This is a genomic window from Luteimonas sp. RIT-PG2_3, assembly GCF_054902115.1.
Genome location: NZ_JBUBPF010000004.1, coordinates 232,749 through 254,628, shown reverse-complemented (window position 1 = coordinate 254,628; position 21,880 = coordinate 232,749). Strand labels below are relative to the sequence as shown.

Genomic DNA, 21,880 nt, shown 5'->3' with positions numbered 1-21,880 from the left:
CGAAAAACCCCTCCGGAGGGAGGGGCTTTCCTGCGTCACGTCGTGGACCGGAACACATTGCCTACGGCAACGTCCTCCGATCCGGGCCCACCATTCAGCCCTTGACGGCTTCCTGGTAACGGCGCTCAACTTCATTCCAGTCGACGACGTTGTAGAACGCCGCGATGTAGTCCGGGCGACGGTTCTGGTACTTCAGGTAGTAGGCATGCTCCCAGACATCCAGGCCCAGGATCGGCGTATTGCCCGAGCCCACGCCCTTCATCAGCGGGTTGTCCTGGTTGGCGCTGCTCTCGACCAGCAGCTTGCCGGACTTGTCGACGCTCAGCCACGCCCAGCCGCTGCCGAAACGGGTCAGCGCCGCCTTGGTGAAGGCTTCCTTGAACGCGTCGAAGCCGCCCAGGTCGCTGTCGATGTGCTTGCCGACATCGCCGGTCGGGTTGCCGCCACCCTTGGGCGACAGCACGGTCCAGAACAGCGAATGGTTGGCATGGCCGCCGGCGTTGTTGCGCAGCGGGCCGCGCTTGTCTTCGGGCAGCGCGTCGAGGTTGGCGATGATCTCCTCGGCGGACTTGTCGGCCCACTCGGTGCCTTCCAGCGCCGCGTTGGCATTGTTGATGTAGGTCTGGTGATGCTTGGTGTGATGGATTTCCATCGTCTGCGCATCGATGTTCGGTTCCAGCGCATCGTAAGCGTAGGGGAGCTTGGGGAGGGTAAAGGCCATGTAACGTCTCCGAACCTGTCTCAGGGCCCACTATTGTGCCGTGCGCCGCATGAAAACGGCATCATGCCGGCGACAACGCAGTATCCCGGGCAACCTCAAGGCCGCCTGAGGTTGCAGGGCGGAGTCCGCCGGTCCTGGTTTGCCATGGGATGACCAGGCACACAAGGCGAGGCACACCAGTCGATCCTCAGGCACGCGTCGTGCGCCCGGCCCTCACGACAGCCGTGCCCCAGGCGCCGCTCAGGTCACCTCGGCCACCTCAACGCCATCCAGTCCCTGCGACAACGTGCGTGCGTCGCCGCCCTGTGCCAGCTTGATGCGCAGGCGCACTTCGTTGGCGGAGTCGGCGTGGCGCAGGGCGTCCTCGTAGCTGATCTCGCCGGCCTGGTACAGCTCGAACAGGCTCTGGTCGAAGGTCTTCATGCCCAGGTTGGTGGAGTCCTTCATGACCTCCTTGAGCTTGTGGATCTCGCCTTCGCGGATGTAGTCCTGCACCAGCGGGGTGCCGAGCATGATCTCCATCGCGACGCGGCGCGCCTTGCCGTCCGGTGTCGGGATCAGCTGCTGGGCGACCACGCCCTTGAGGTTCAGCGACAGGTCCATCAGCAACTGGCCGCGGCGATCCTCAGGGAAGAAGTTGATGATGCGGTCCATCGCCTGGTTGGCGTTGTTGGCATGCAGCGTACACAGGACCAGGTGGCCAGTCTCTGCGAACGCGATCGCGTGGTCCATGCCTTCGCGCGTGCGCACCTCGCCGATCATGATGACGTCGGGGGCCTGGCGCAGCGTGTTCTTCAGCGCGGCTTCCCAGCTGTCGGTGTCGATGCCGACTTCGCGCTGGGTGATGATGCAGCCTTCGTGCTTGTGCACGAACTCGATCGGGTCCTCGATCGTAATGATGTGGCCGGTCGAGTTCTGGTTGCGGTAACCGATCATCGACGCCAGCGACGTCGACTTGCCGGTGCCGGTGGCGCCGACGAAGATGATGATGCCGCGCTTGGTCATCGCCAGCGTCTTGATGATCGGCGGCAGGTTCAGTTCTTCGATCGACGGGATCCGCGTCTCGATCCGGCGCAGCACCATGCCGACCTGGTTGCGCTGGTAGAAGCAGCTGATGCGGAAGCGGCCGACGCCGGACACGCCGATGGCGAAGTTGCACTCGTGCGTCTTCTCGAACTCCTCGCGCTGCTGCGGCGACATCACGTTCAGCACCAGGTCGCGCGACTGCTGTGGCGTCAGCGGGTTCTGGGTGATCGGCGAGATCTTGCCGTGGACCTTCATCGACGGCGGCATGCCGGCGGTGATGAACAGGTCCGACGCCTTCTGGTGCGCCATCAGCTTGAGGAACGAGGTGAAGTCGATGCTGCTCATGGGTGGCTCCTGTGGCGTCGGGACTCGAGAACCGGGAATAGCGAAGGGTCAGGAGCAGGCTCCTCGACACTTCCGCGTACCCGCCCCGCCTCCCAGCTTTTGCAATTCTCTGCGCTCTGCTCTCAGTTCCAGGCCACCGGTGACCTGCTCCCGTTTACAGCCTTACTCGAAGATGCGCTTGTCCTTCGCGTATTCCCTGGCCTGCGGGCGCGTGACCAGGCCACGCTTGACCAGGTCCTGCAGGTGCTGGTCCAGGGTCATCATGCCGTACTGCTGGCCAGTCTGGATGGACGAATACATCTGCGCGACCTTGTCCTCGCGGATCAGGTTGCGGATCGCGGGGATGCCGACCATGATTTCCCAGGCCGCCGTGCGGCCGCCGCCGACCTTCTTCAGCAGCGCCTGCGAGATCACCGCGCGCAGCGATTCCGACAGCATCGAGCGCACCATCGGCTTCTCGCCGGCGGGGAACACGTCGATGATGCGGTCCACGGTCTTGGCTGCGCTGGAGGTATGCAGCGTGCCGAACACCAGGTGTCCGGTTTCCGCGGCGGTCAGCGCCAGCCGGATCGTCTCCAGGTCGCGCAACTCGCCGACCAGGATGATGTCGGGATCCTCACGCAGCGCCGAACGCAGGGCTTCGTTGAAGCCGTGGGTGTCGCGGTGCACTTCGCGCTGGTTGATCAGGCACTTCTGCGAGGTATGCACGAATTCGATCGGATCCTCGACGGTGAGGATGTGGCCGTATTCGCTCTTGTTGATGTGGTCGATCATGCCGGCCAGCGTGGTCGACTTGCCCGAACCGGTCGGTCCAGTGACCAGGATCAAACCCTGCGGCTGCTCGATCAGCTCACGGAAGATCGGCGGGCAACCCAGGTCTTCCAGCGTCAGCACCTCCGACGGAATGGTGCGGAAGACCGCGCCGGCGCCGCGGTTCTGGTTGAAGGCGTTGACGCGGAAACGCGCCAGGCCGGGGATCTCGAACGAGAAGTCGACCTCGAGGAACTCTTCGTAATCGCGTCGCTGCTTGTCCGACATGATGTCGTAGACCAGCGCGTGCACCTGCTTGTGGTCGAGCGCTGGGATGTTAATGCGGCGCACGTCGCCGTCGACACGGATCATCGGCGGCAGGCCGGCCGAGAGATGAAGATCGGAGGCTTTGTTCTTGACCGAGAACGCCAACAGTTCCGCAATATCCATGCATGATCCCCTGCACTGCCACATCGACCGGTAATGGTAGGAGCCGGACACCCCGGGATGCAGGCCCATGGCCGGCACCGCCGACCGCCGGCTCATCCCCCTGCCGGCAGTATAGCCCCGGGCAGACATTACAATTAAAGCCCTTTCACCCCGTCCACGGAACCTACGGACTTGCCAGCCTCCGCCCTGCAAGCAGCCCTGAACCGGACGGCCGACACGACGCCTGCCGCCGTCGGAGTGCCGTCGCAGACCAGGCGGCTGCCCGTCAGCGCGACCCGGTCGGCGGTTGATGTGGCAGGGCCGACATCCTTGGAAGGGTGCGCATACGGTGAGAACGGCAAGTCGGGCTACCATCCTGGCATTGGGCCCGAGCAGGCGGCCGAGGCCAGCACCGGAGCCAGCGGCGCTATCCAGCGCCCCTCGATCGCGCGATCTTTTCCATGGCGGACCCGCCCGCCACTCCCGACATCCCAGTGCAGGACCCGACGTCCTGCTACCCAACCGGAGCACATATGAGCACGTCTTCCTCGATCGCCTTCATCGGCGGCGGCAACATGGCACGCAGCCTGATCGGCGGCCTGGTCGCCAGCGGCACCGATCCCGCATCGATCCGCGTCGCCGACCCCTATGCGCCCAGCCGCGACGCACTGGCCGCTGACTTCGGCGTACAGGTCTTTGAAGACGCTTCGGCGGCAGTGGAAGGCGCTTCGACGTGGCTGTTCGCGGTCAAGCCGCAGGTGATGCGCGAGGTCTGCGCCGCGCTCGCCGCACAGGCGCAATCGACCCGCCCGGTCGCCGTGTCGATCGCCGCCGGCATCACCTCGGCACAGCTCGAAAGCTGGCTGGGCGGACAGTTGCCGGTCGTGCGCACGATGCCCAACACCCCCGCCTTGCTTGGCGCTGGCGTCACCGGCCTGTTCGCGAACGCGCATGTCGATGCCGATGGCCGCGCACGTTCCGAAGCGCTGCTGGCCAGCGCCGGCAAGACCGTCTGGATCGACGACGAGGGCAGGATGGACGCCGTGACCGGCACCTCCGGCAGCGGCCCGGCGTATGTGTTCCTGCTCGCCGAAGCGATGGAAGCGGCCGCGATCGCCGAGGGTCTGCCGGCGGATGCCGCGCGTACGCTGGTGCAGGAAACCCTGCTGGGCGCGTCGCGCATGCTGACCGAATCGGGCGAAGCCCCGGCCGAACTGCGCCGCCGCGTGACCTCCCCCGGCGGCACCACCCAGGCCGCGATCGAGACCTTCGAGGTCGGCGGTTTCCGCGAGCTGGTCGCCAAGGCCATCCACAATGCCACCGTGCGCGGCGGCGAGCTGTCGGCTGCCAATGATTGACCTGGGGCGCCGTCTGCAGGGATCCATGCCGCAGCGCCAGCGGGCGCTGCTGCTGGTAAGCGCATTGCTGTGCGCATGCACTGCGTCGGCGCCGAGCGGCACGACGTCGATGGAGCAAGCGATGGCGACCCGCGAGCCCGCCGAGGTTCGCAATGGCCAGCACGTGCTGCGCGCCAGCATCGTGCCGACCATGGCCCTCAGCGAGTCCATGGCCAAGCCTTATGGCATTGCGCGCGACGACAACACGGTGCTGTTGCTGGTGGGCGTGCGCCGCGGATCGGCCGATGCGGAGGTGGCGATCCCGGCGACGCTCGGGGTCCGTGTGCGCGACCTGCGGGGCGTGCAGCGCGACGTCGTGTTGCGCGAGATCCGCAACGCCGAATTCATCGACTATGCCGGCAGCGTCAAGGTGCAGGCACCCGATACGCTGACGTTCGAAATCCAGGCCAGCGCGGACGGCATGCCGGCAACCACGCTGCGCTTCAGCCGGGACGTCCACCGGCCGTGATGCATCGCGCTGGATGCCAGGGCTGATGCAGCCGCTCGCGTCCGGGCAGCGTCAGGCACGGCATCGTCCTCGCGCCGGCGCTTACGCTCGGCAACCGGGCGATGAGCGACAAACGGATGACTGATAACAGATGACCGCCCGGACACCGACGCTCGACGACCTGCGCCGCCATGCGGTGGCGCGCACCTTGTTCAAGCCGACCACGCTGCCGGCCGCGATCCGGCGGCTCGGCTTCGTGCAGGCGGACCCGATCCGTGCGCCCGCACGGGCGCAGGACCTGACGCTACGCCATCGCGTCAAGGATTACCGCGCCGGCGATCTCGAGCGCCGCTACACCCGGCTCGCGATCGAGGAAGACTGCCTGGTCAACTATGGCTTCCTGCCACGCGAGCATCTGGCGCTGATGCATCCGCGCGAGGCCAGGCGATCGTGGGATGCGGCCACGCGGCGCCGGGCTGCGGACGTGCTGACCTATGTGCAGGCACATGGTGAGGTCCATCCGCGCCAGGTCGAGCAGCATTTCGCGCACGGCCGGGTGACCAACTACTGGGGTGGCTCCAGCAATGCCAGCACGCACCTGCTGGACGGCCTCCACTACCGGGGCATGTTGCGGGTGGCGCGACGCGACAGTGGCACTCGGGTCTACGCCGCGGTGACGCATCCGCCGACCGACGATAGTCCAACAGGCCGCGCGCAACGTGCCGCGGCGCTGGTCGCACTGGTGGTCAGCAAATACGCGCCGCTGCCGGCAGCCAGCCTGACCTACCTGGTGCGCCTGTTGGGCTACGGCGCTCCGCATCTTGCATTGCAGACGCAGGCAGCGCTGCGTCAGGCCCGCGAGGAGCTCGCAAGCTGCCGCATCGACGGCACGACCTGGTACTGGCCGGCCGACGAGATGCCTGCCTCGCGACGTCACGCGCCTGACGACGCCGTGCGTCTGCTTGCGCCTTTCGATCCGGTGGTCTGGGACCGCCGTCGTTTCGAGCTGCTGTGGGGCTGGACGTACAAATTCGAGGCCTACACGCCGGCAGCCAAGCGCCAGTTCGGTTACTACGCGCTGCCGCTGCTGTGGCACGACCGTGTGATCGGCTGGGCCAACGTCACCGCAAAGGCTGGCCAGTTGCGGCCCGAACTCGGCTATGTCGACAGGAAACCGCGCGACGCGGCATTCCGCACAGCGCTCGACGAGGAACTGCAACGCATGAGCGTGTTCCTCACGGCACGCTAAGCCTGCCGGGCACGTGATGGGAGTCTCCTGTCGGACGATAACGACGACTCAAACTGCAGGGGCTTGCGCGGAAATCCTCCCATGCCGCGATCATGACGGGAGAAGGAGGCGTCGTCGGCTTCGAAAGCATGCCGGCGCCGCAATCCTGACGCTCGCGGCAGTGGCGGGTCGGGCGGAGGTTGCGCCAAGCACGCCATGGATGGCGTGCGCCCGAGTCAGGGCAGGATGCCCTGACCGAGGGAAGAACAGCCGCAGCCCGACACGCCTCTGCAAATCCGGGTGCAACGAATCTGCTTCTTTGCTTTCGAGCCCCGCCTTTCTCGGAGTTAAGGGCAACGGCTTGGCTTCGGAGGCCGCATCGCCCCGTCCAGGGATTACTCCTCGGCTCGGTCAGCCATTCTTGGCTGACTCGCCGCCGCGGGCCATCCATGGCCCGCTCTCCGCAATCCCCGGCCGAGACGACGCTCTGATGGCGGGAGGGCCGATGTCTTCGATGGAGGAGCATGCGCCGAGTGCCTTCCGACGTCGAAATACCGACGCGCGCGGCAGTGGAGGGTCGGGCGGAGCCTGCGCCAAGCACGCCATGAATGGCGTGCGCCCGAGTCAGGGCAGGATGCGCTGACCGAGGGAAGAGCAGCCGCAGCCCGACCCGCCGCTGCAAATCCGAAGCCAATACACCAAGATCCGCGACCCCATGAAGGCACCAAACAAAAGGGCCTCTTTCCGACGACAGGAAAGAGGCCCCGATGTCACTCCCTGCAACCGGCGCGAAGCCGGTGCGGGCCGTCCTCAGCCGCGGGTGACCGCGGCAATCGCGTTGGCGACCTTGTCGAGGTTGTTGGCATTGAGTGCAGCGACGCAGATGCGGCCACTGCCCACCGCATAGATCGCATGCTCGTCGCGCAGACGATCGACCTGCGCCTTGCTCAGGCCCGAATACGAAAACATGCCCGCCTGACGCGAAATGAAGCTGTAATCGCCGACATCGGCCACCGCGAGCTTGGCCACCAGGCCCGCACGCAGCGCATGGATGCGCTCACGCATGCCGGTCAGTTCCTGCTCCCAGCGCGCGCGCAACTCAGGGCTGGTCAGCACGCCTGCAACCAGGGCCGCACCATGCACCGACGGGCTGGAATAGATCGTGCGGATGATCCGCTTGACCTGCGACTGCACGGCCTTGGTCTCGTCGGCCGTGGCACCGACCACCGACAACGCACCCACGCGCTCGCCGTACAGCGAGAACGACTTGGAGTACGAACTGGCAACGACGAACGATTCCACGCCCACTTCCGCCAACAGGCGGATCGCGTAAGCGTCCTGCTCGATGCCCTGGTCGAAGCCCTGGTAGGCGATGTCAATGAACGGGAACAGGCCCCGCTCCTTCAATACACCCGCCACTTCGCGCCACTGCGCGTGGCTGAGGTCGGCACCCGTGGGGTTGTGACAGCAAGCGTGCAGCAGCACTACCGTGCCGGGCTGCAGCTTGTTGAGATCGGCGATCATGCCAGCAAAGTCCAGGCCATGGGCCTGCGCGTCGAAATAGGTGTAGTCGACGATCTCGAAGCCGGCCGCGCCGAACACCGCGCGATGGTTCTCCCAGCTCGGGTTGCTGATCGCGACGGTCGCATGCGGCAGCAGCTTCTTCAGCAGGTCCGCACCCACGCGCAACGCACCGCTGCCGCCGACGGTCTGCGACGTCGCCACGCGGCCCTGCTCCAGCAACGGCGAATCGGCGCCGAACAGCAGCTTGCGGGTCGCATCGGTATAGGCCGGCAAGCCGTCGATCGGCGAGTAGCCGCGCGGACGCGCGTCCTGTGCCAGTTTTCGCTCCACCTCGCTGACCGATGCCAGCAGCGGAATGCGCCCCTGCTCGTCGTAATAAATGCCCACGCCCAGGTTCACCTTGTCGGTGCGGGTGTCGGCGTTGTAGGCATCGGTCAATCCCAGGATCGGATCACCAGGAACCAGTTCCACGTTGGCGAAGAAAGACACGGCGTTGCTCGTCTCGTAGGGGAGGAAGGAGGTCCGGAGCAGCTCCGGAGGGACGTCGCCAGGCCGCGAAGACACGGGGCCGGCAAACCATGCAATCGTAACAGGGATGCGCGGGGCAAACCTTGCGTTTTCAGCACGCGCGGCAGGACAAAGCGTGTGCCAGACGGCATCGCAAACCATTTCCTGCGATCGATCGGCGGCATGTCGCTGCATGCAGCCGCGCCCGGCCTGCATACGCAGGCGCACGTTGCGAGGTGGGCGCTTGACCGCTGTTCGTGCGCAGGCCTGCGGCACCGCGCGCGATGGGCCTGGATTCATCTCAGGCAGGCCATCGACTTCCCCCGGAGACGGTCGGCCGATCCGTCCCGCCAGGGTCTCCCGCTCCCGCGCCTACGGGTACAGCATGCGCTTGCTGCACTGCCCGGCGCAGTCGAACTCATACAGCCAGCGTTCGTGCAGGCGGAACTGCGCGCCATACCAGAACTCGATCCGCTCCGGACGCACGCGCAAGCCGGTCCAGCCAGGCGGACGCGGGACATCGCGCCCTTCGAATTCGCCCTCCAGCCCATCGATGCGCTGCTCGAAGACCTCGCGCGATGCCAGCGTCTCCGACTGCAGCGACGCCCAGGCGCCGAGCTGGCTACCGCGCGGACGCGAGGCGAAATAGGCATCGGCCTCGGCATCGTCGACCCGCACCACCGGCCCTTCGATGCGGACCTGCACGCCATCGCGGACGCGCGGCCAATGGAACAGCAGCGCCGCCTGCGGATTGGCCTGCAGCTCGCGCCCCTTGCGGCCTTCCAGATGGGTGTAGAAGACGAAGCCGCGCGCGTCGTGTGCCTTCAGCAACACCGTGCGTGCTGAAGGGCGGCCATCGCGGGCGGCGGTGGCCAGTGTCATCGCGGTGCGATCGGGCTCGCCGGCAGCCAAGGCCTCGTCGAAGAGGGTGGCGAAAGTGGCGAGGGCTTCGGTCTGGAGGTCTGCGCAGTTCATTGCGCTATTGTTGCGCGATGTCGCACGCCATGCATCCCCTGCCGCAGGTCCTGCCCCGATGAGGGGCTTCGCGCCTGCCCTGGTCGCCACGCTGCTCGACGATGCGTTGGCCGGGCACGTCCGCGGCCACGCGCCCCGCATCTACGGCATCAGCGGCCTGCAGGGCACCGGCAAGTCGACGCTGGCCGCGCAACTGGTCGAGGCCGCGCAGGCGCGAGGCCTGCGCGCGGTGTCGATCTCGATCGACGATGTCTACCTGGACCAGCCCGAACGACAGCAACTGGCGCGCGAGGTGCATCCACTGCTGGCGACGCGTGGGCCGCCGGGCACGCACGATGTCGCGCTGGCCTGTCGTACGCTGGATGCCCTGCGCGCCGGTGAGCGCGTCGAGCTGCCCCGCTTCGACAAGCTGGGCGACCGGCGGCGGCCACGCGCGCAGTGGACGCCCTGCGATGCCGTCGACTTGGTCGTGTTCGAAGGCTGGTTCCTCGGCACCACGGCGGAAACCGGGGATGCCCTGGTCGAACCGGTCAACGCACTCGAACGCAACGAGGACGCCGACGGCCGCTGGCGCCGCTGGTGCAACGACGCCCTCGCCCGCGACTATCCCGCGCTGTGGGCACGGATCGACCGCCTGCTGTTCCTGCAACCGCCGGGCTTCGATGTCGTGCGGGAATGGCGCTGGCAACAGGAATGCGCACTGACGGCGACAGCCGCGCAGGCAGGCGAACCCGCGCCCGGCGGGATGACACGCCCCCAGGTCGACCGCTTCGTCCAGCACTACGAACGCGTCAGCCGGCAGGCATTGCGCACCCTGCCCGCGCTGGCTGCCTCGACGATCGCACTGGACGCAGCCCGCCGCCCCCTGCCCGCGCCCGCTAGCTAGCGCAGGGCGCTCAGCCGCATTTCCTGTACGGCGAGCCGGCGACATGGGCGCGGTACTTGTCCGGCAATGCCGGACCGCCCGGATACCCGAACTCGTAGGCTTCGATGGTCATGACCCCGCGTGCCTCTCCAGCGTTGAGGGTCAACACGTAGGGACGGGGTTCGACCGCATACGGGAAGAACGTCAGGCTGATGCCCTCGTAGAAGTTGCCCATGAAACTGGCGGCATATTCCGGCTGCGTCGCCTTCGGCAGGGCGGGCCCGCCTTCGAACGAGAATCCGGCGCGATCGATGACGACCTGCGGCTGGCGCTTGCAGTCCCCACCCGGCGCGTAGCGGCCGAAATGTGCCTCGAATCCCTGCATGTTCTGCAGCTCGATCGCCCCGGCCTGCGCGCAGCACACCAAGAGCAGGCCTGCGATGCAGATCCTGAAGCCACGACGACGACGCTCCATCTGATGCTCCTCGGCGCGACGGGCGCGCCCGTTGTGGACCGGCCGGGCGAGGGCCCGGCGCTGACGGTCGTCTTCCATCACGCCAATGCCGCTAGGAACGCGGGACCGGACCGGCGGCGGCCAGCGTGGATTCGAGCAGTTTGTTCGCCTTCGACATCTGCGCGCCCAGCCAGAGGCAGTACCCGCCGAAGCCGACGAAGATCAGCCCGACCAGGATCACGCTCAGCGGGATCCCCAGCGCGACCATCAATCCGCCCAGCAGCAACATCAAGCCGGCCGGCGACTTGTTGCGGGTGGCGCGCGTCCGGTTCGCGAAGCCATAGGCCAGCAGACCCTCCGCCTTCTGCGGCCCGGCGGCGACGACCTCGTCGCCGTCGATCACCGCGATCGGCTGCTTGTGCTTGACGATCACCGTGCGTCCAGCGACCTCGAGGGTGACCGTGCGCATTGAACTGGTCTGCCCGCTGACACGTCCCCCGCTGCCCGATACGTAACCGTGCGTCTCGGTATCGCGGTCGAGCACGCGTGCCTTGCCTTGAATGATCTCCACCACCCACTCCTTGCATTGTTTGATTGGAAAACCCGATGCACGTCGCTGCCCGGGCCCCTGCGATACCAACCGCATGAGGATCCAGGCCGTCGGCAGGCCTCAGTGGTTGCGCTTGAAACGGATTCCCATCGGACCCGACAGGGTGTCGTCGTCGATGCGCGTCAGGACCAGCGTCGCCCCCGAGGCCTCCGGGTGGGTCAGCCGGACCTTGTCGTCCTCCACCGCGTAGCGCATCTCCAACTCGACACCGGCCAGTCCGGACGACTGCACGACCGTGCCGTCGCGCCGGAACGTCAGGCTGCTCATGCCCAGCTCGTCGGCGTAGGTCCCGTCGAGACCCTTGCTGCAGCCCACCAGCAGACAGGCATCCAGCACCGCGATCGCCATCCACTTCCACGCCGTCATGTCCGCATCCTCGGTCGCCGCAAGCGCGGTGGGAGGGATGCTGGGCGAGACAGCTGCGGCCTGTCCTCACGGTCACTTCAAGAAACATTCAAGCGTGTGCCGCAGCCGCCACGACACGCCGATCCGCGCTGCCGCGCGGCATGCGCGACGCTATGATCCGGCCATGCCTTCCTCTCCCCCGACCGACAGCCACGCCTACCGCTGGCGCTTCGGCCATGCCGAGTTCGACGAGTCCCGGCACGAGCTGCGCGTTGCCGGCCTGGCCGTCGACGTCGAGCACAAACCCCTGCAGGTGCTGGCGACCTTGCTGCGCCACGTGGGCGAGGTGGTCACCAAGGAAGAGCTCTTCGAGACCGTCTGGGCCGGGCGCGTCACCGTCGACCATGTGCTGGCGACGGCCGTGGGCAAGTTGCGCAAGGCCCTGGGCGAGGCCGAAGCGCGTCGCATCGTCACCGTGCCGCGGATCGGCTACCGGTTTGCCGGCGAGGTCGAACGCACCGCGGCCGGGCGCAGGGTCGGCAGCCCGTTGCAGCTGGAGGCCGGGCAGCCCGTCCCCGGACGCGAGCATTTCCTGCTCGAACGACCGCTGGGGCAGACCTTCGGCAGCGAGGTCTGGCTGGCCCGGCAACCGCGCAGCCGCGATGAGCGCGTGTTCAAGTTCGCGCTGAACGGCGAGCAGCTGTCGGCCATCAAGCGCGAGGCCACGCTGATGCGGGTGCTGCGCGACACCCTGGGCGAGCGCGACGATTTCGTGCATGCGCTGGACTGGAACTTCGCATCGCCACCGTATTTCCTGGAGTGCAATTACGGCGGCCAGTCGCTGCCGGAATGGGCCGGGAACCAGGGAGCCGATGGCCCGCTGGCGCAATGGGACCAGGCACAGCGACTGGCGCTGTTCCTGCAGGTCGCCCATGCCGTCGCCGCCGCCCATGGCGTTGGCGTGCTGCACAAGGACATCAAGCCGGCGAATGTGCTGGTGCGACCCGATCAAGCCGGACGACCCGACCAGGGCGGACACGCGCAGGGCAGACGCTGGCAGGCCTGCCTGACCGATTTTGGAAACAGCCGGCTGTTGCAGCCCGAGCGCTTGGCCGAACTGGGCATCACCGGGCTGGGGATGACCGTGACCCATGCGGCCGGCACCGACAGCTCAGGCACGCCGCTGTACCTGGCGCCCGAGCTGATCGCCGGACAACCGCCGACCGTTCGCAGCGATCTGTACGCGCTGGGCATCCTGCTGTGGCAACTGCTGGCCGGCGACCTGCGGCGACCAATGGCACCCGGCTGGGAACGTGACATCGACGACCCGCTGCTGGTCGACGACCTTCGTCGGGCCACCGATGGCGAACCCGCGCGACGGCTGGGCAGTGTCGACGAACTGATCGGACGCCTCGAGACCCTGCCCGCCCGTCGGGACGACGCGGAGCGACAGGCGTCCGCCGCGCTGCGTGCGGACGCAGTACAACGCGAACTCGAGCGCGCACGCGTGCGCCGTCCCTGGGTCGTCGCCTCGATCCTGCTGCTCGCCACCGGCCTGCTCGCCAGCTCGCTGTTCTGGTACCAGAGCGAACGGCAGCGCCGCGATGCCGCCTTGCAGGCCGCGCGCGCCGAGGCCGTGGTGCGCTTCCTCAGCGACGACCTGATCGGTGCACTCAGTCCCGGCGGCTCGGGCTTCGAGCGCGATCCGACCGTGCGCCAGATGCTGGAGCATGCCTCGGGACCGTTGGCCGATCGCTTCGGCGACGATCCGGCGACGCGCGGCAGCATCCATGCCGCGCTCGGCGACGCCTGGCGCACGCTGGGAGACCGCGAACGCGCCGCCGACCACCTGTGCAAGGCATCGACGCATTACGCCCAGGCTTTCGGCGACGACGGCGAACTGACGCTCAAGACACGCTATGGGCTAGTGCGCACATTGGCCTATGCCGGCGCCACGCCCGACTTCACCGACGCGGCACACGTGCTGGCCGATGCCGACGCGAAGTCCGGCCCGCGTCTGCGCGGCGACAACGAACTGGCGTTGTCTGCGGCCATCGCGCGCGGGCAGTTCCATTTTCAGCAACTGCAGATCGAACCCGCACTGGCTGCGCATCGCCGCGCCGATCGCCTGCAGCGTCTACTGCGCCCCCAAGACGCGATGATGGCGGCACTTATCCGCTCCAACATCGCCGATGCCATGCTCCGCCAGGGCGATGCCGAGGCCGGCATCGCGCAGTTGCAGGCCATCCTCGCCGACCCGCTGCTCGACCCGCGCCGGATCGGCGAGGCCACCGTCGCCGGCTACCGCATCATGCTCGCGCGCGCCTTGCGCAACCTAGGTCGCCATGACGAGGCCCTGCCGCTGGCCGAAAACGCCGCGCAGGTCACCGGACGCATCCTCGGCCCCGACGAATACGCCACCCTGATCCAGCGGTCGACGGTCGCCAGCATCCACGATGCCGCGGGACGCTGCCCCGAGGCCCTGCGGATCGCACGCGACGTGCGAGAACGCATGGCCAGGCGCTACGGCGAGGATCGCCAGGCGACCCTGGTCGAGACCGGCAACCTTGGCTTCAAGGAATACGACTGCGGCGACCGCGACGCCGGGCTGGACTACCTGCGCCAGGCCGAGCGCGGCTTGCGCCGCCACTATGGCGAGGACAACGTCGCCGCACACAGTTTCCGCTACGCGCTGGCGCGCGCCCTGACCGAACAGGGTCGCCATCGCGAGGCGTTGGCGATGGTCGACGGCCTCGACATCAAGGCGCTGACCGCCGGCGACTCGACGCCGGGTTGGGAACATCGTCTGCGGGCGCTGCGCGGACGTATCCTGGTGCTCGATGGCGACACTGCGCGCGGTCTTCCGTTACTGGCCCAAGCGGTCCCCGCGCTGGTCGCACTGGGCACCGAGGACGCCGCCGACATCCAGGCGCTGCAGGGCCTGCTGCAACAGGGCGCCGCGGATCGTTGACGGTCGCCAGCGCGCGCAGCGCGGTGGCAATGCCTTGGTTGCCGTTGCAACCGACTCGCCAGGGATCACGTGGCGCGCCCCGCGGCTGGAGGGCAGATGGCCGCCGCTGGTACGATTCGACCATGAATCCCGCTTCCAACCTGTTGCTGGTCGGCCCGATGGGCGCTGGCAAGTCGTCGATCGGCAAGCGGCTGGCCAGTCGCTTCGGGCTGGTGTTCATCGACGTCGACGATGCCATCGTCGAACGGACCGGCGCGACGATCCCGATGATCTTCGAATGCGAAGGCGAAGCCGGGTTCCGCGAACGCGAGCGCGCCACGCTGGCCGCGCTGCTGGAATCGGACGACCAGTTGCTGGCCACCGGAGGTGGCGCGGTGCTCGATGCCGGCAACCGCCAGCTGCTGCGCGAGCGCGGCTTCGTGGTCTACCTGCACGTCGGCATCGACCAGCAGCTGGCGCGCCTCGCGCGCGACCGCACCCGTCCGCTGCTGGCCAACGCCGACCGCGAACAGGTGCTGCGCGGCATGGCCACGCTGCGCCTGCCCCTCTATGAAGAAGTCGCCGACCTGCGCTTCGACACCAACGTGCATTCGGCCAACAATGCCGCCGATGCCCTCGCCCGACTGCTCGATGCGCACTGGACACGGCCTGCCGCCTTCCAGGCCGAAGCACTCCTCCAGGACCCCACATGAGCCTTGAATCCCCACGCAACGTCGCCGTCGGCGGCGCGCAGCCCTATGCCATCACCATCGGCCCGGGCCTGCTGTCCGACGGCAGCCTGCTGGCCGCGACGATGCGCGGTCGCGATGCGTTCCTGGTCAGCGACAGCAATGTCGCGCCGCGCTATGCCGACCAGGTCACGCAGGCATTGCAGGCCAAGCGCCCCGATGCACGCATCCAGCGCTTCGTCATCGCCGCAGGCGAGTCGTCGAAGACGCTGGCCACCTTCAGCGCCGCCATCGAAGCCCTGGCCGACGCCGGCGCACGCCGCGATGCGACCCTGTTCGCGTTGGGCGGCGGCGTTGTCGGCGACCTTGCCGGGTTTGCCGCGGCCAGCTGGATGCGCGGCATCGACTGCGTGCAGTTGCCGACCTCGCTGCTGGCGATGGTCGACTCCTCGGTCGGCGGCAAGACCGCAGTCGACCTGCCGCAGGGCAAGAACCTGGTCGGCGCCTTCCATCCACCGCGCGCGGTGATCGCCGATACCGGTTCGCTGCGCACGCTGCCGGCGCGCGAACTGCGGGCCGGACTGGCCGAAGTCATCAAGTACGGTGCGATCGTCGATGCGCCGTTCCTGGACTGGCTGGACGCCCACGCCCCGGCCCTGCTGGCCGTCGACGATGCGGTCATGGCTGAGGCCATCGCGCGCAGCTGCGCGCACAAGGCCGCGATCGTCGAGCGCGATCCGTTCGAGCACGGCGAGCGTGCGCTGCTGAATTTCGGCCACACCTTCGGCCACGCGATCGAGACCGAACAGGGCTACGGCGGCGTGAACCATGGCGAGGCCGTCGCCATCGGTATGGTGCTGGCGGCGCGGTTGTCGGAAGGGCTCGGTCTGTCCTCGACCGCGGACACCGAGCGCCTGCGCACGCTGCTGCAGCGCTTCGAGCTGCCGGTCGCCCTGCCGCCCGGGCTGGATCCGGAGGCCCTGCTGGCGCATATGCGCCTGGACAAGAAGGCCCAGTCCAGCGGACTGCGCTTCATCACCTGGCGTGGCACCGGCCGCGCCGAAGTGCTCGCCGACGTCCCCGAAAGCGCGGTCATGGCCGTGCTGGCGCCGGCCTGAGCGCGCCACGACAGGGCGCCGGGCGGCCAGCGGCTACAATGGGGCCCCACCCTCGTAGCGCCCGCACCCGATGCGCCTGCTGCTGCAACAACGTCCAGAAGGCCACGAAGCCCCGCGCTTCGTGCAGCTGAGCCTGCAGCCAGACCTGCTCGGCGGCTGGATGCTGCTGCGCGAAACCGGTCAGATCGGCGGTCGCAGCACGTTGCGGCGCGAATTGCATCCCGACCAGCCCAGCGCGATCAAGGCGCTCGAACAGGCCCGCGACCAGCAGCTCAAGCGCGGCTTCCAGCTGATGTTCGCGCAGGGCGAGGCATCGCGCCTGTGAACAGCCCTATCGGCTGTTCACGCGATGCCGAGCGCCCGGCCATGGATGGCCGGGCCGGTGTCTCCGAAGCACGCGACTCCACGCCATGGACGGCACCGGCATTCCATCCCGCCGCGATCGCGCCTGTGAACAGCCCTGTCGGCTGTTCACACGATGCCGAGCGCCCGGCCAGAGATGACCGCTCTGGCCGCTGAGGCGACGCCACCTCCTGGCGACGGCATCGGCCGCACCGCAACGCACACCCACTCAAGCCCCAAGACTTCCTGCGTAGACATGACCAGCCCTTTGAAGAACGACCGTTTCCTGCGCGCCCTTTACCGCGAGCCCGTCGACTGCACCCCCGTCTGGCTGATGCGCCAGGCCGGCCGCTATCTGCCCGAGTATCGCGCCACGCGCGCCAAGGCCGGCAGTTTCCTGGCGATGGCCAAGAACCCCGAGATCGCCTGTGAAGTGACGCTGCAGCCGCTGCGCCGTTTCGAGCTGGACGCGGCGATTCTGTTCTCCGACATCCTGACCATTCCTGATGCGATGGGACTGGAGCTGTACTTCGTCGATGGCGAAGGCCCCAAGTTCCGCCACCCGGTCCGCGACGCCGCCAGCATCGCCAGACTGGGCGTGCCGGACATGGAAACCGAACTGCGCTATGTCATGGACGCGGTGCGCGTGATCCGCCGCGAGCTCGACGGCAAGGTGCCGCTGATCGGATTCTCCGGCAGCCCATGGACGCTGGCCTGCTACATGGTCGAAGGCGGCGGCAGCAAGGACTTCGCGCGCATCAAGGCGATGGCCCTCAACGATCCCAAGGCGCTGCACGCCCTGCTGTCGGTGACCACCGATGCGGTCGTCGCCTACCTGGCGGCACAGCGCGCGGCCGGCGCCCAGGCGCTGCAGGTGTTCGATACCTGGGGCGGCGTGCTGAGTCCGTCGATGTACCGCGAGTTCTCGCTGCCCTACCTGCAGCGCATCGCGCAGGCGCTCAAGCGCATCGACGACGAGGCGCGCGCGCGCGATGGCAGCGACCGCGTCCCGCTGATCCTGTTCGGCAAGGGCAACGCCGCGCACCTGGAAGCGCTGGCCGACACCGGCACCGATGCCGTGGGTGTCGACTGGCTGATCGAGCTCGGCGATGCCGCGCGCCGCACCGCTGGCAAGGTCGCGCTGCAGGGCAACCTGGATCCGACCACGCTGTACGGATCGCCGGACGCGATCCGCGCCCGTGTCGGCGAGGCCCTCGACAGCTATGCCGCCGGCAATGGCGGCTCGCGCGAGGGCCACGTCTTCAACCTAGGACATGGCATGTCGCCGGACATGAATCCCGACCACGTCGGCGTACTGGTGGATGCAGTGCACGCGCACAGCGCGCGCAGCTGATCAGATCGGATCAGACCCGTCCAGGTCTGATCGCTTCATCCAGCACGATCCCGGCGCTGGGCATCCGCGAGCGCGGACGAGATGCTGTCGATCAGCATCGCGCCGGTGACCGGCTTGCGCAGGAAACCGTCGAAGCCCGACTGCAGCGCCAGTGGTTCGGCATCGGCATCGGCACGAGCGGTCACCGCAAGCACCGGACGCGTAAAGCCCTGCGCGCGCAGCATGCCGACCAGGGTCAGGCCATCGACACCGGGCAGGTCGAGATCGAGCAGGGCCAGGTCGAAGTCCTCGCCTGCAATCTCCGACAGCGCCGCCAGGCCATTCGCGGCATGGGTCACGCGATGCCCGTACGCGGCCAGCAGGCCGCAGATCACGTCGGCGACGGTGGGATCGTCCTCGACCAGCAGCAGCGACAGCGGCGCGTGGGCCTCGGCCGGCGTGGTTGAACTGCCCACCTGATCGCGCGCCGCAGGCGCCTGCGTCGACGGCAAGGGCAGGGACACGATGAAGCGGGTACCCTGCCCGGGCTCGCTGTCCACTTCGATGCGGCCATCCATCGCCGCCGCCAGTTCCTGGCAGATCGCAAGGCCAAGCCCGCTGCCGCCGTAACGTGCCGCGGTCTTCGCGCCCTCTGCCTGTTCGAAGCGATGGAACACGCGCTGGACCTGCTCTTCGTTCAAGCCAGGGCCGGTGTCGGTGACGATCAGGCGCACGCCCTGCGGCGCGAGTGCCTGCACGTCCAGGCCTATTTCGCCACGCTCGGTGAACTTGATCGCATTGCCCAGCAGGTTCAGCAGGATCTGGCGCACGCGCACGGCATCGCCCAGGACGCGTTCGGGCACGTCGTCGGCTACCTGCCCGACGAAGCCGAGCCCGCGTTTTGCGGCCAGCGGCGCACTGAGCTGCACCACATCGCGCACCATCGCCCGCAGGTCGAAGCTGCGTTGCTCAAGCTCGAGCTTGCCGGCTTCAACACGCGCGAGGTCGAGGGCATCGTTGACCAGCCGCATCAGGTGCTGGCCGGCGTGCTGCAGCGATTCCACATATCCGCGCTGGCGAGGGTCGAGCGGTGTCTGCAACAACAGTTCGCTCATGCCAAGCACGCCGGTCATCGGCGTGCGCACCTCGTGGCCGAGCGTAGCCAGGAACCGGGTCTTGGCCAGCGATGCCTGCTCGGCGACCTCGCGCTTGTGTTCGTTGAGTTGCCAGGCGCTGCGGCGGCGCAGGCGTTGGCGATAGGCTGATGCCAGCCACCAGAGCCCCAGCAGCAGCAGCGCTGCTTCGATGACCAGAGCCCAGGGCGAGCGCCACCAAGGAGGCGACAGTCGGATCGTGATCTGCTGCTCGACCGAGGCACTGCCGGCCGCATCCATCGCACGCAGGTGCAACTGATAGCGTCCCGGCGCCAGCCCGCTGAATACGCGCTCGCCGCTGATGCCCTGCGCCACCCATTCGCTGTCGTAGCCGTCAAGACGCGACCAGTAACGGTTGCCCTGCGGGTCGTCATAGGCCAGCAGTCGCATGGTGACCCTGAATTCCTGTTCGTGATGCGCCAGCACGACTTCGTTCGCCATGCCGGCCGGGACCCACTGACCGTCGCGACGGATCGCGATCTCCTGCAGGCGCAACGTCGAGGTCACCGGCGCGACGTCCGGTGCCTGGGTATCGACTGCGACGACATCGCCATCGATCGTCGACCCGACCAGCATGCCGTCACTATCCAGTGCCAACGAGCGCGGATAGAACTCCTGGCTGCCCAGCCCATGCTGCACCCCGACGTGCTGCATATGACGTGCCTGCGGATCCCAGCGATACAGGCCGCGCGGCGTCGACATCCATACGCGATGATTGCGATCCACGCGCAGGCCCAGCGGCAACACGGCGGGCAGTCCGTCGGCGATGGTGACTTCGTCAATACGGCGCCAGCCGCCGGCCTCGCGCCGATAGGCCTGCAGCACGTTGTCGCGATGCAGCCATAACAGGTCCGGCCCATCGAACCCGAAGATCGCGACGCGCGAGCCGCGCAGTTCGCGATCACCCATCAAGGCTCCCGTCTCGGGATCGAGGCGGTCAAGGCCATCCACGCCGGCCAGCCACACGCCGCCATCGGGATGGACTTCCATATGATCGAGGTCCGCATAGTTGAAACCATCCTCGGCGTTGGGCAGGAAATCGCGCAGTACACTGCCACTGCGACTGTCGCGCAACTGCAGCCCCACCGAATTGACGACGACCCACAAGCGATCTCCGGGCGCTGTCGCCAGCATCTGGATCGGGCCCGGCAGCAATGGGTCGACAGGACTGTTGCGGGTCCAGTCGTCGATGCGGCCATCGGTTTCCAGACGCAGCAGCTCGACATTCCCCGCAATCCAGAACCGGCCATCGTCGTCGCGCGCAATCATCCTCGGCCTTGCATCACGCAAGCGATCGCTGAGGTGCTCTTGCATGCGTTCGACGACGCCGGTCCGATCCAGCCGTTCCATCGCGCCATTGGCCGCCAGCAGCCAGACGCCACCTTCCGGCGCAGGAACCAGTGCGCGATAGCTGTCTCCCGCCAGATCCACGCTCCTGCTGGAGAATTGCGCGACCCGACGCCAGTCCGACCTCAGGTACCCCAGCCCTTCTCCGAATACCGGCACCCACAACGCGCCATCGTCCTGCAGTTCGATCGCATGCACCGGATACGCGACCCTGCCAACCGTGGGCTCGAGCGGCATCGGGATGCCACCCTCGGGCACGCGCCAGGCGCCGCGCTGGCTGGTCAACCAGATGCCGCCGGCGGGATCAACCACGGTGTTCATGACAGCGTTCGGGCGTTCGAACATCGATGCCCATTCCGGCTGTTGCCAGCGCCCGCGTCCGTCGCCCGCGTACAGGCCGCTCTCGGCGCCGACCCACAACTGCCCGCCCTGCTCGACGACGGAGTAGATGACCTGACTGCTCTTTCCGCCAGGCAAGGCCACGCGCTGCAGGCGAGATCCATCGACGCGCGCCAGGCCCTCGGTCGTGCCAACCCACAGCACGCCCTTGCTGTCGAACGACATGTTGAAGACGATCGTTCCCGGCAACGACGCGGGGTCGCCGGGATCATGCAGGTACGCCGTCAACTGGCCCGCGGCATCGATGCGGTACAGCCCGTCCATCGTGCCGATCCACAGGTCGTCGCCATGCGTGGCCACGGCGGTGATGGAGTCCGAACGCATGCCCGGATGCGTGGCCGAACTGTAGCGCCGGAAGGTCTTGCGATCGGTATCGAGCATCGCGACGCCGGCCACCAGCGTGCCGATCCAGACCCGGTCGCGGGCATCGACGTGGACGGCCTGCACCTGGTTGTCGGGCAGCGAGCCCGCATCCTGCGGATCGTGCTGCCAGACCTTCATCTCGACGCCGTCGTAACGGGCCAGGCCGTCCATCGTGGCAATCCACAGATAGCCATCGCGATCGCGTTCCAGGCCGAAGACATGGGTGGACGGCAGCCCGGCTGCGGTGCCGACGATCCGGAGTCGCGGCGTTTCCGCCACCTGGGCACGCACACCTCCGGCCAGCATGGCGGCCATGACCAGTGCAGCGATCCCTGTGCGCAGCCCCATCGCCTCACCCTCGTCCCTGGATCCTGAATGCTCGCAACGCATCGTTGCATGCGCAAGCCCACCCTGATTCGCGGCCCCGGCGCTTTCCGACCTAGAATCGCGTTTTGGCAGGCGATCATCGTCGCCCGCATGTGTGGTACCTGCCTGCCTGCTTCAACCCTACACGCGCCCTGCCCGCTCCCTCCTGCCCGGATCGCCCCGCCATCGCAACGC

Annotated in this window: 18 protein-coding genes; 9 read left to right on the top strand and 9 right to left on the bottom strand. The window is 67.6% G+C overall.

Translation table 11 applies throughout. The features are described from left to right. Positions 1–94 precede the first annotated feature (94 nt). The 3 genes from ACYX7E_RS08080 to ACYX7E_RS08070 form a co-directional block, all read right to left on the bottom strand. Positions 95–721, bottom strand: coding sequence for a superoxide dismutase (locus tag ACYX7E_RS08080; protein ID WP_462080057.1), 627 nt, complete (start codon positions 719–721; stop codon positions 95–97). Between the two features lie 240 nt (positions 722–961). Continuing rightward, complete coding sequence (locus ACYX7E_RS08075; protein WP_462080056.1) at positions 962–2,092, bottom strand: PilT/PilU family type 4a pilus ATPase; 1,131 nt, start codon at positions 2,090–2,092, stop codon at positions 962–964. A 162-nt stretch (positions 2,093–2,254) separates the two neighbouring features. Then, positions 2,255–3,292, bottom strand: coding sequence for a type IV pilus twitching motility protein PilT (locus tag ACYX7E_RS08070; protein WP_462080055.1), 1,038 nt, complete (start codon positions 3,290–3,292; stop codon positions 2,255–2,257). A gap of 512 nt (positions 3,293–3,804) precedes the next feature. Here ACYX7E_RS08070 and proC point away from each other — a divergent pair. The 3 genes from proC (at position 3,805) to ACYX7E_RS08055 (ending at position 6,365) form a co-directional block, all read left to right on the top strand. Next, complete coding sequence (gene proC / locus ACYX7E_RS08065; protein WP_462080054.1) at positions 3,805–4,629, top strand: pyrroline-5-carboxylate reductase; 825 nt, start codon at positions 3,805–3,807, stop codon at positions 4,627–4,629. Positions 4,630–4,750: 121 nt separating this feature from the next. Continuing rightward, complete coding sequence (locus ACYX7E_RS08060; protein ID WP_462080053.1) at positions 4,751–5,137, top strand: DUF4426 domain-containing protein; 387 nt, start codon at positions 4,751–4,753, stop codon at positions 5,135–5,137. A gap of 130 nt (positions 5,138–5,267) precedes the next feature. Then, positions 5,268–6,365: a DNA glycosylase AlkZ-like family protein gene (locus tag ACYX7E_RS08055; RefSeq protein WP_462080052.1), complete on the top strand. Its 1,098-nt coding sequence runs from the start codon at positions 5,268–5,270 to the stop codon at positions 6,363–6,365. Between the two features lie 789 nt (positions 6,366–7,154). Here ACYX7E_RS08055 and ACYX7E_RS08050 read toward each other — a convergent pair. Both ACYX7E_RS08050 and pdxH read right to left on the bottom strand, forming a co-directional pair. Next, positions 7,155–8,357 (bottom strand): amino acid aminotransferase, encoded by a 1,203-nt coding sequence (locus ACYX7E_RS08050; protein ID WP_462080051.1) that lies wholly within the window; start codon positions 8,355–8,357, stop codon positions 7,155–7,157. 390 nt (positions 8,358–8,747) lie between these two features. Next, positions 8,748–9,350, bottom strand: a complete 603-nt coding sequence (pdxH, locus tag ACYX7E_RS08045; protein WP_462080050.1) for a pyridoxamine 5'-phosphate oxidase — start codon at positions 9,348–9,350, stop codon at positions 8,748–8,750. Between the two features lie 58 nt (positions 9,351–9,408). Between pdxH and ACYX7E_RS08040 the strand changes: the two genes are divergently transcribed. Continuing rightward, complete coding sequence (locus tag ACYX7E_RS08040) at positions 9,409–10,236, top strand: kinase (protein WP_462080049.1); 828 nt, start codon at positions 9,409–9,411, stop codon at positions 10,234–10,236. A 10-nt stretch (positions 10,237–10,246) separates the two neighbouring features. On the opposite strand, the gene ACYX7E_RS08035 is transcribed toward ACYX7E_RS08040, so the two are convergent. The 3 genes from ACYX7E_RS08035 to ACYX7E_RS08025 form a co-directional block, all read right to left on the bottom strand. Then, complete coding sequence (locus ACYX7E_RS08035; RefSeq protein ID WP_462080048.1) at positions 10,247–10,690, bottom strand: hypothetical protein; 444 nt, start codon at positions 10,688–10,690, stop codon at positions 10,247–10,249. A gap of 91 nt (positions 10,691–10,781) precedes the next feature. Next, positions 10,782–11,240 (bottom strand): hypothetical protein, encoded by a 459-nt coding sequence (locus ACYX7E_RS08030; RefSeq protein WP_462080047.1) that lies wholly within the window; start codon positions 11,238–11,240, stop codon positions 10,782–10,784. A 99-nt stretch (positions 11,241–11,339) separates the two neighbouring features. After that, a complete protein-coding gene (locus ACYX7E_RS08025) occupies positions 11,340–11,645 on the bottom strand; it encodes a hypothetical protein (RefSeq protein WP_462080046.1) in 306 nt (101 codons plus the stop codon). A gap of 163 nt (positions 11,646–11,808) precedes the next feature. Here ACYX7E_RS08025 and ACYX7E_RS08020 point away from each other — a divergent pair, with 163 nt between their 5' ends. The 5 genes from ACYX7E_RS08020 to hemE all read left to right on the top strand — a co-directional run bounded on the left by ACYX7E_RS08020 (position 11,809) and on the right by hemE (position 18,077). Beyond that, positions 11,809–14,595: a protein kinase domain-containing protein gene (locus tag ACYX7E_RS08020; RefSeq protein ID WP_462080045.1), complete on the top strand. Its 2,787-nt coding sequence runs from the start codon at positions 11,809–11,811 to the stop codon at positions 14,593–14,595. Positions 14,596–14,717: 122 nt separating this feature from the next. After that, positions 14,718–15,287 (top strand): shikimate kinase, encoded by a 570-nt coding sequence (locus ACYX7E_RS08015; RefSeq protein ID WP_462080044.1) that lies wholly within the window; start codon positions 14,718–14,720, stop codon positions 15,285–15,287. Further along, positions 15,284–16,381: a 3-dehydroquinate synthase gene (aroB, locus tag ACYX7E_RS08010; RefSeq protein ID WP_462080043.1), complete on the top strand. Its 1,098-nt coding sequence runs from the start codon at positions 15,284–15,286 to the stop codon at positions 16,379–16,381. The genes ACYX7E_RS08015 and aroB overlap by 4 nt, the downstream gene beginning before the upstream one ends. A 70-nt stretch (positions 16,382–16,451) precedes the next feature. Next, positions 16,452–16,706 carry a WGR domain-containing protein gene (locus ACYX7E_RS08005; RefSeq protein ID WP_462080042.1) on the top strand — a complete coding sequence of 85 codons (255 nt, stop codon included), beginning with the start codon at positions 16,452–16,454 and terminating at the stop codon, positions 16,704–16,706. 273 nt (positions 16,707–16,979) lie between these two features. After that, the gene (gene hemE, locus ACYX7E_RS08000; RefSeq protein ID WP_462080041.1) at positions 16,980–18,077 is read left to right on the top strand and encodes a uroporphyrinogen decarboxylase; all 1,098 of its coding nucleotides are present in this window, start codon (positions 16,980–16,982) and stop codon (positions 18,075–18,077) included. 35 nt (positions 18,078–18,112) lie between these two features. On the opposite strand, the gene ACYX7E_RS07995 is transcribed toward hemE, so the two are convergent. Further along, positions 18,113–21,667 (bottom strand): hybrid sensor histidine kinase/response regulator, encoded by a 3,555-nt coding sequence (locus ACYX7E_RS07995; RefSeq protein WP_462080040.1) that lies wholly within the window; start codon positions 21,665–21,667, stop codon positions 18,113–18,115. Positions 21,668–21,880: the final 213 nt, after the last annotated feature.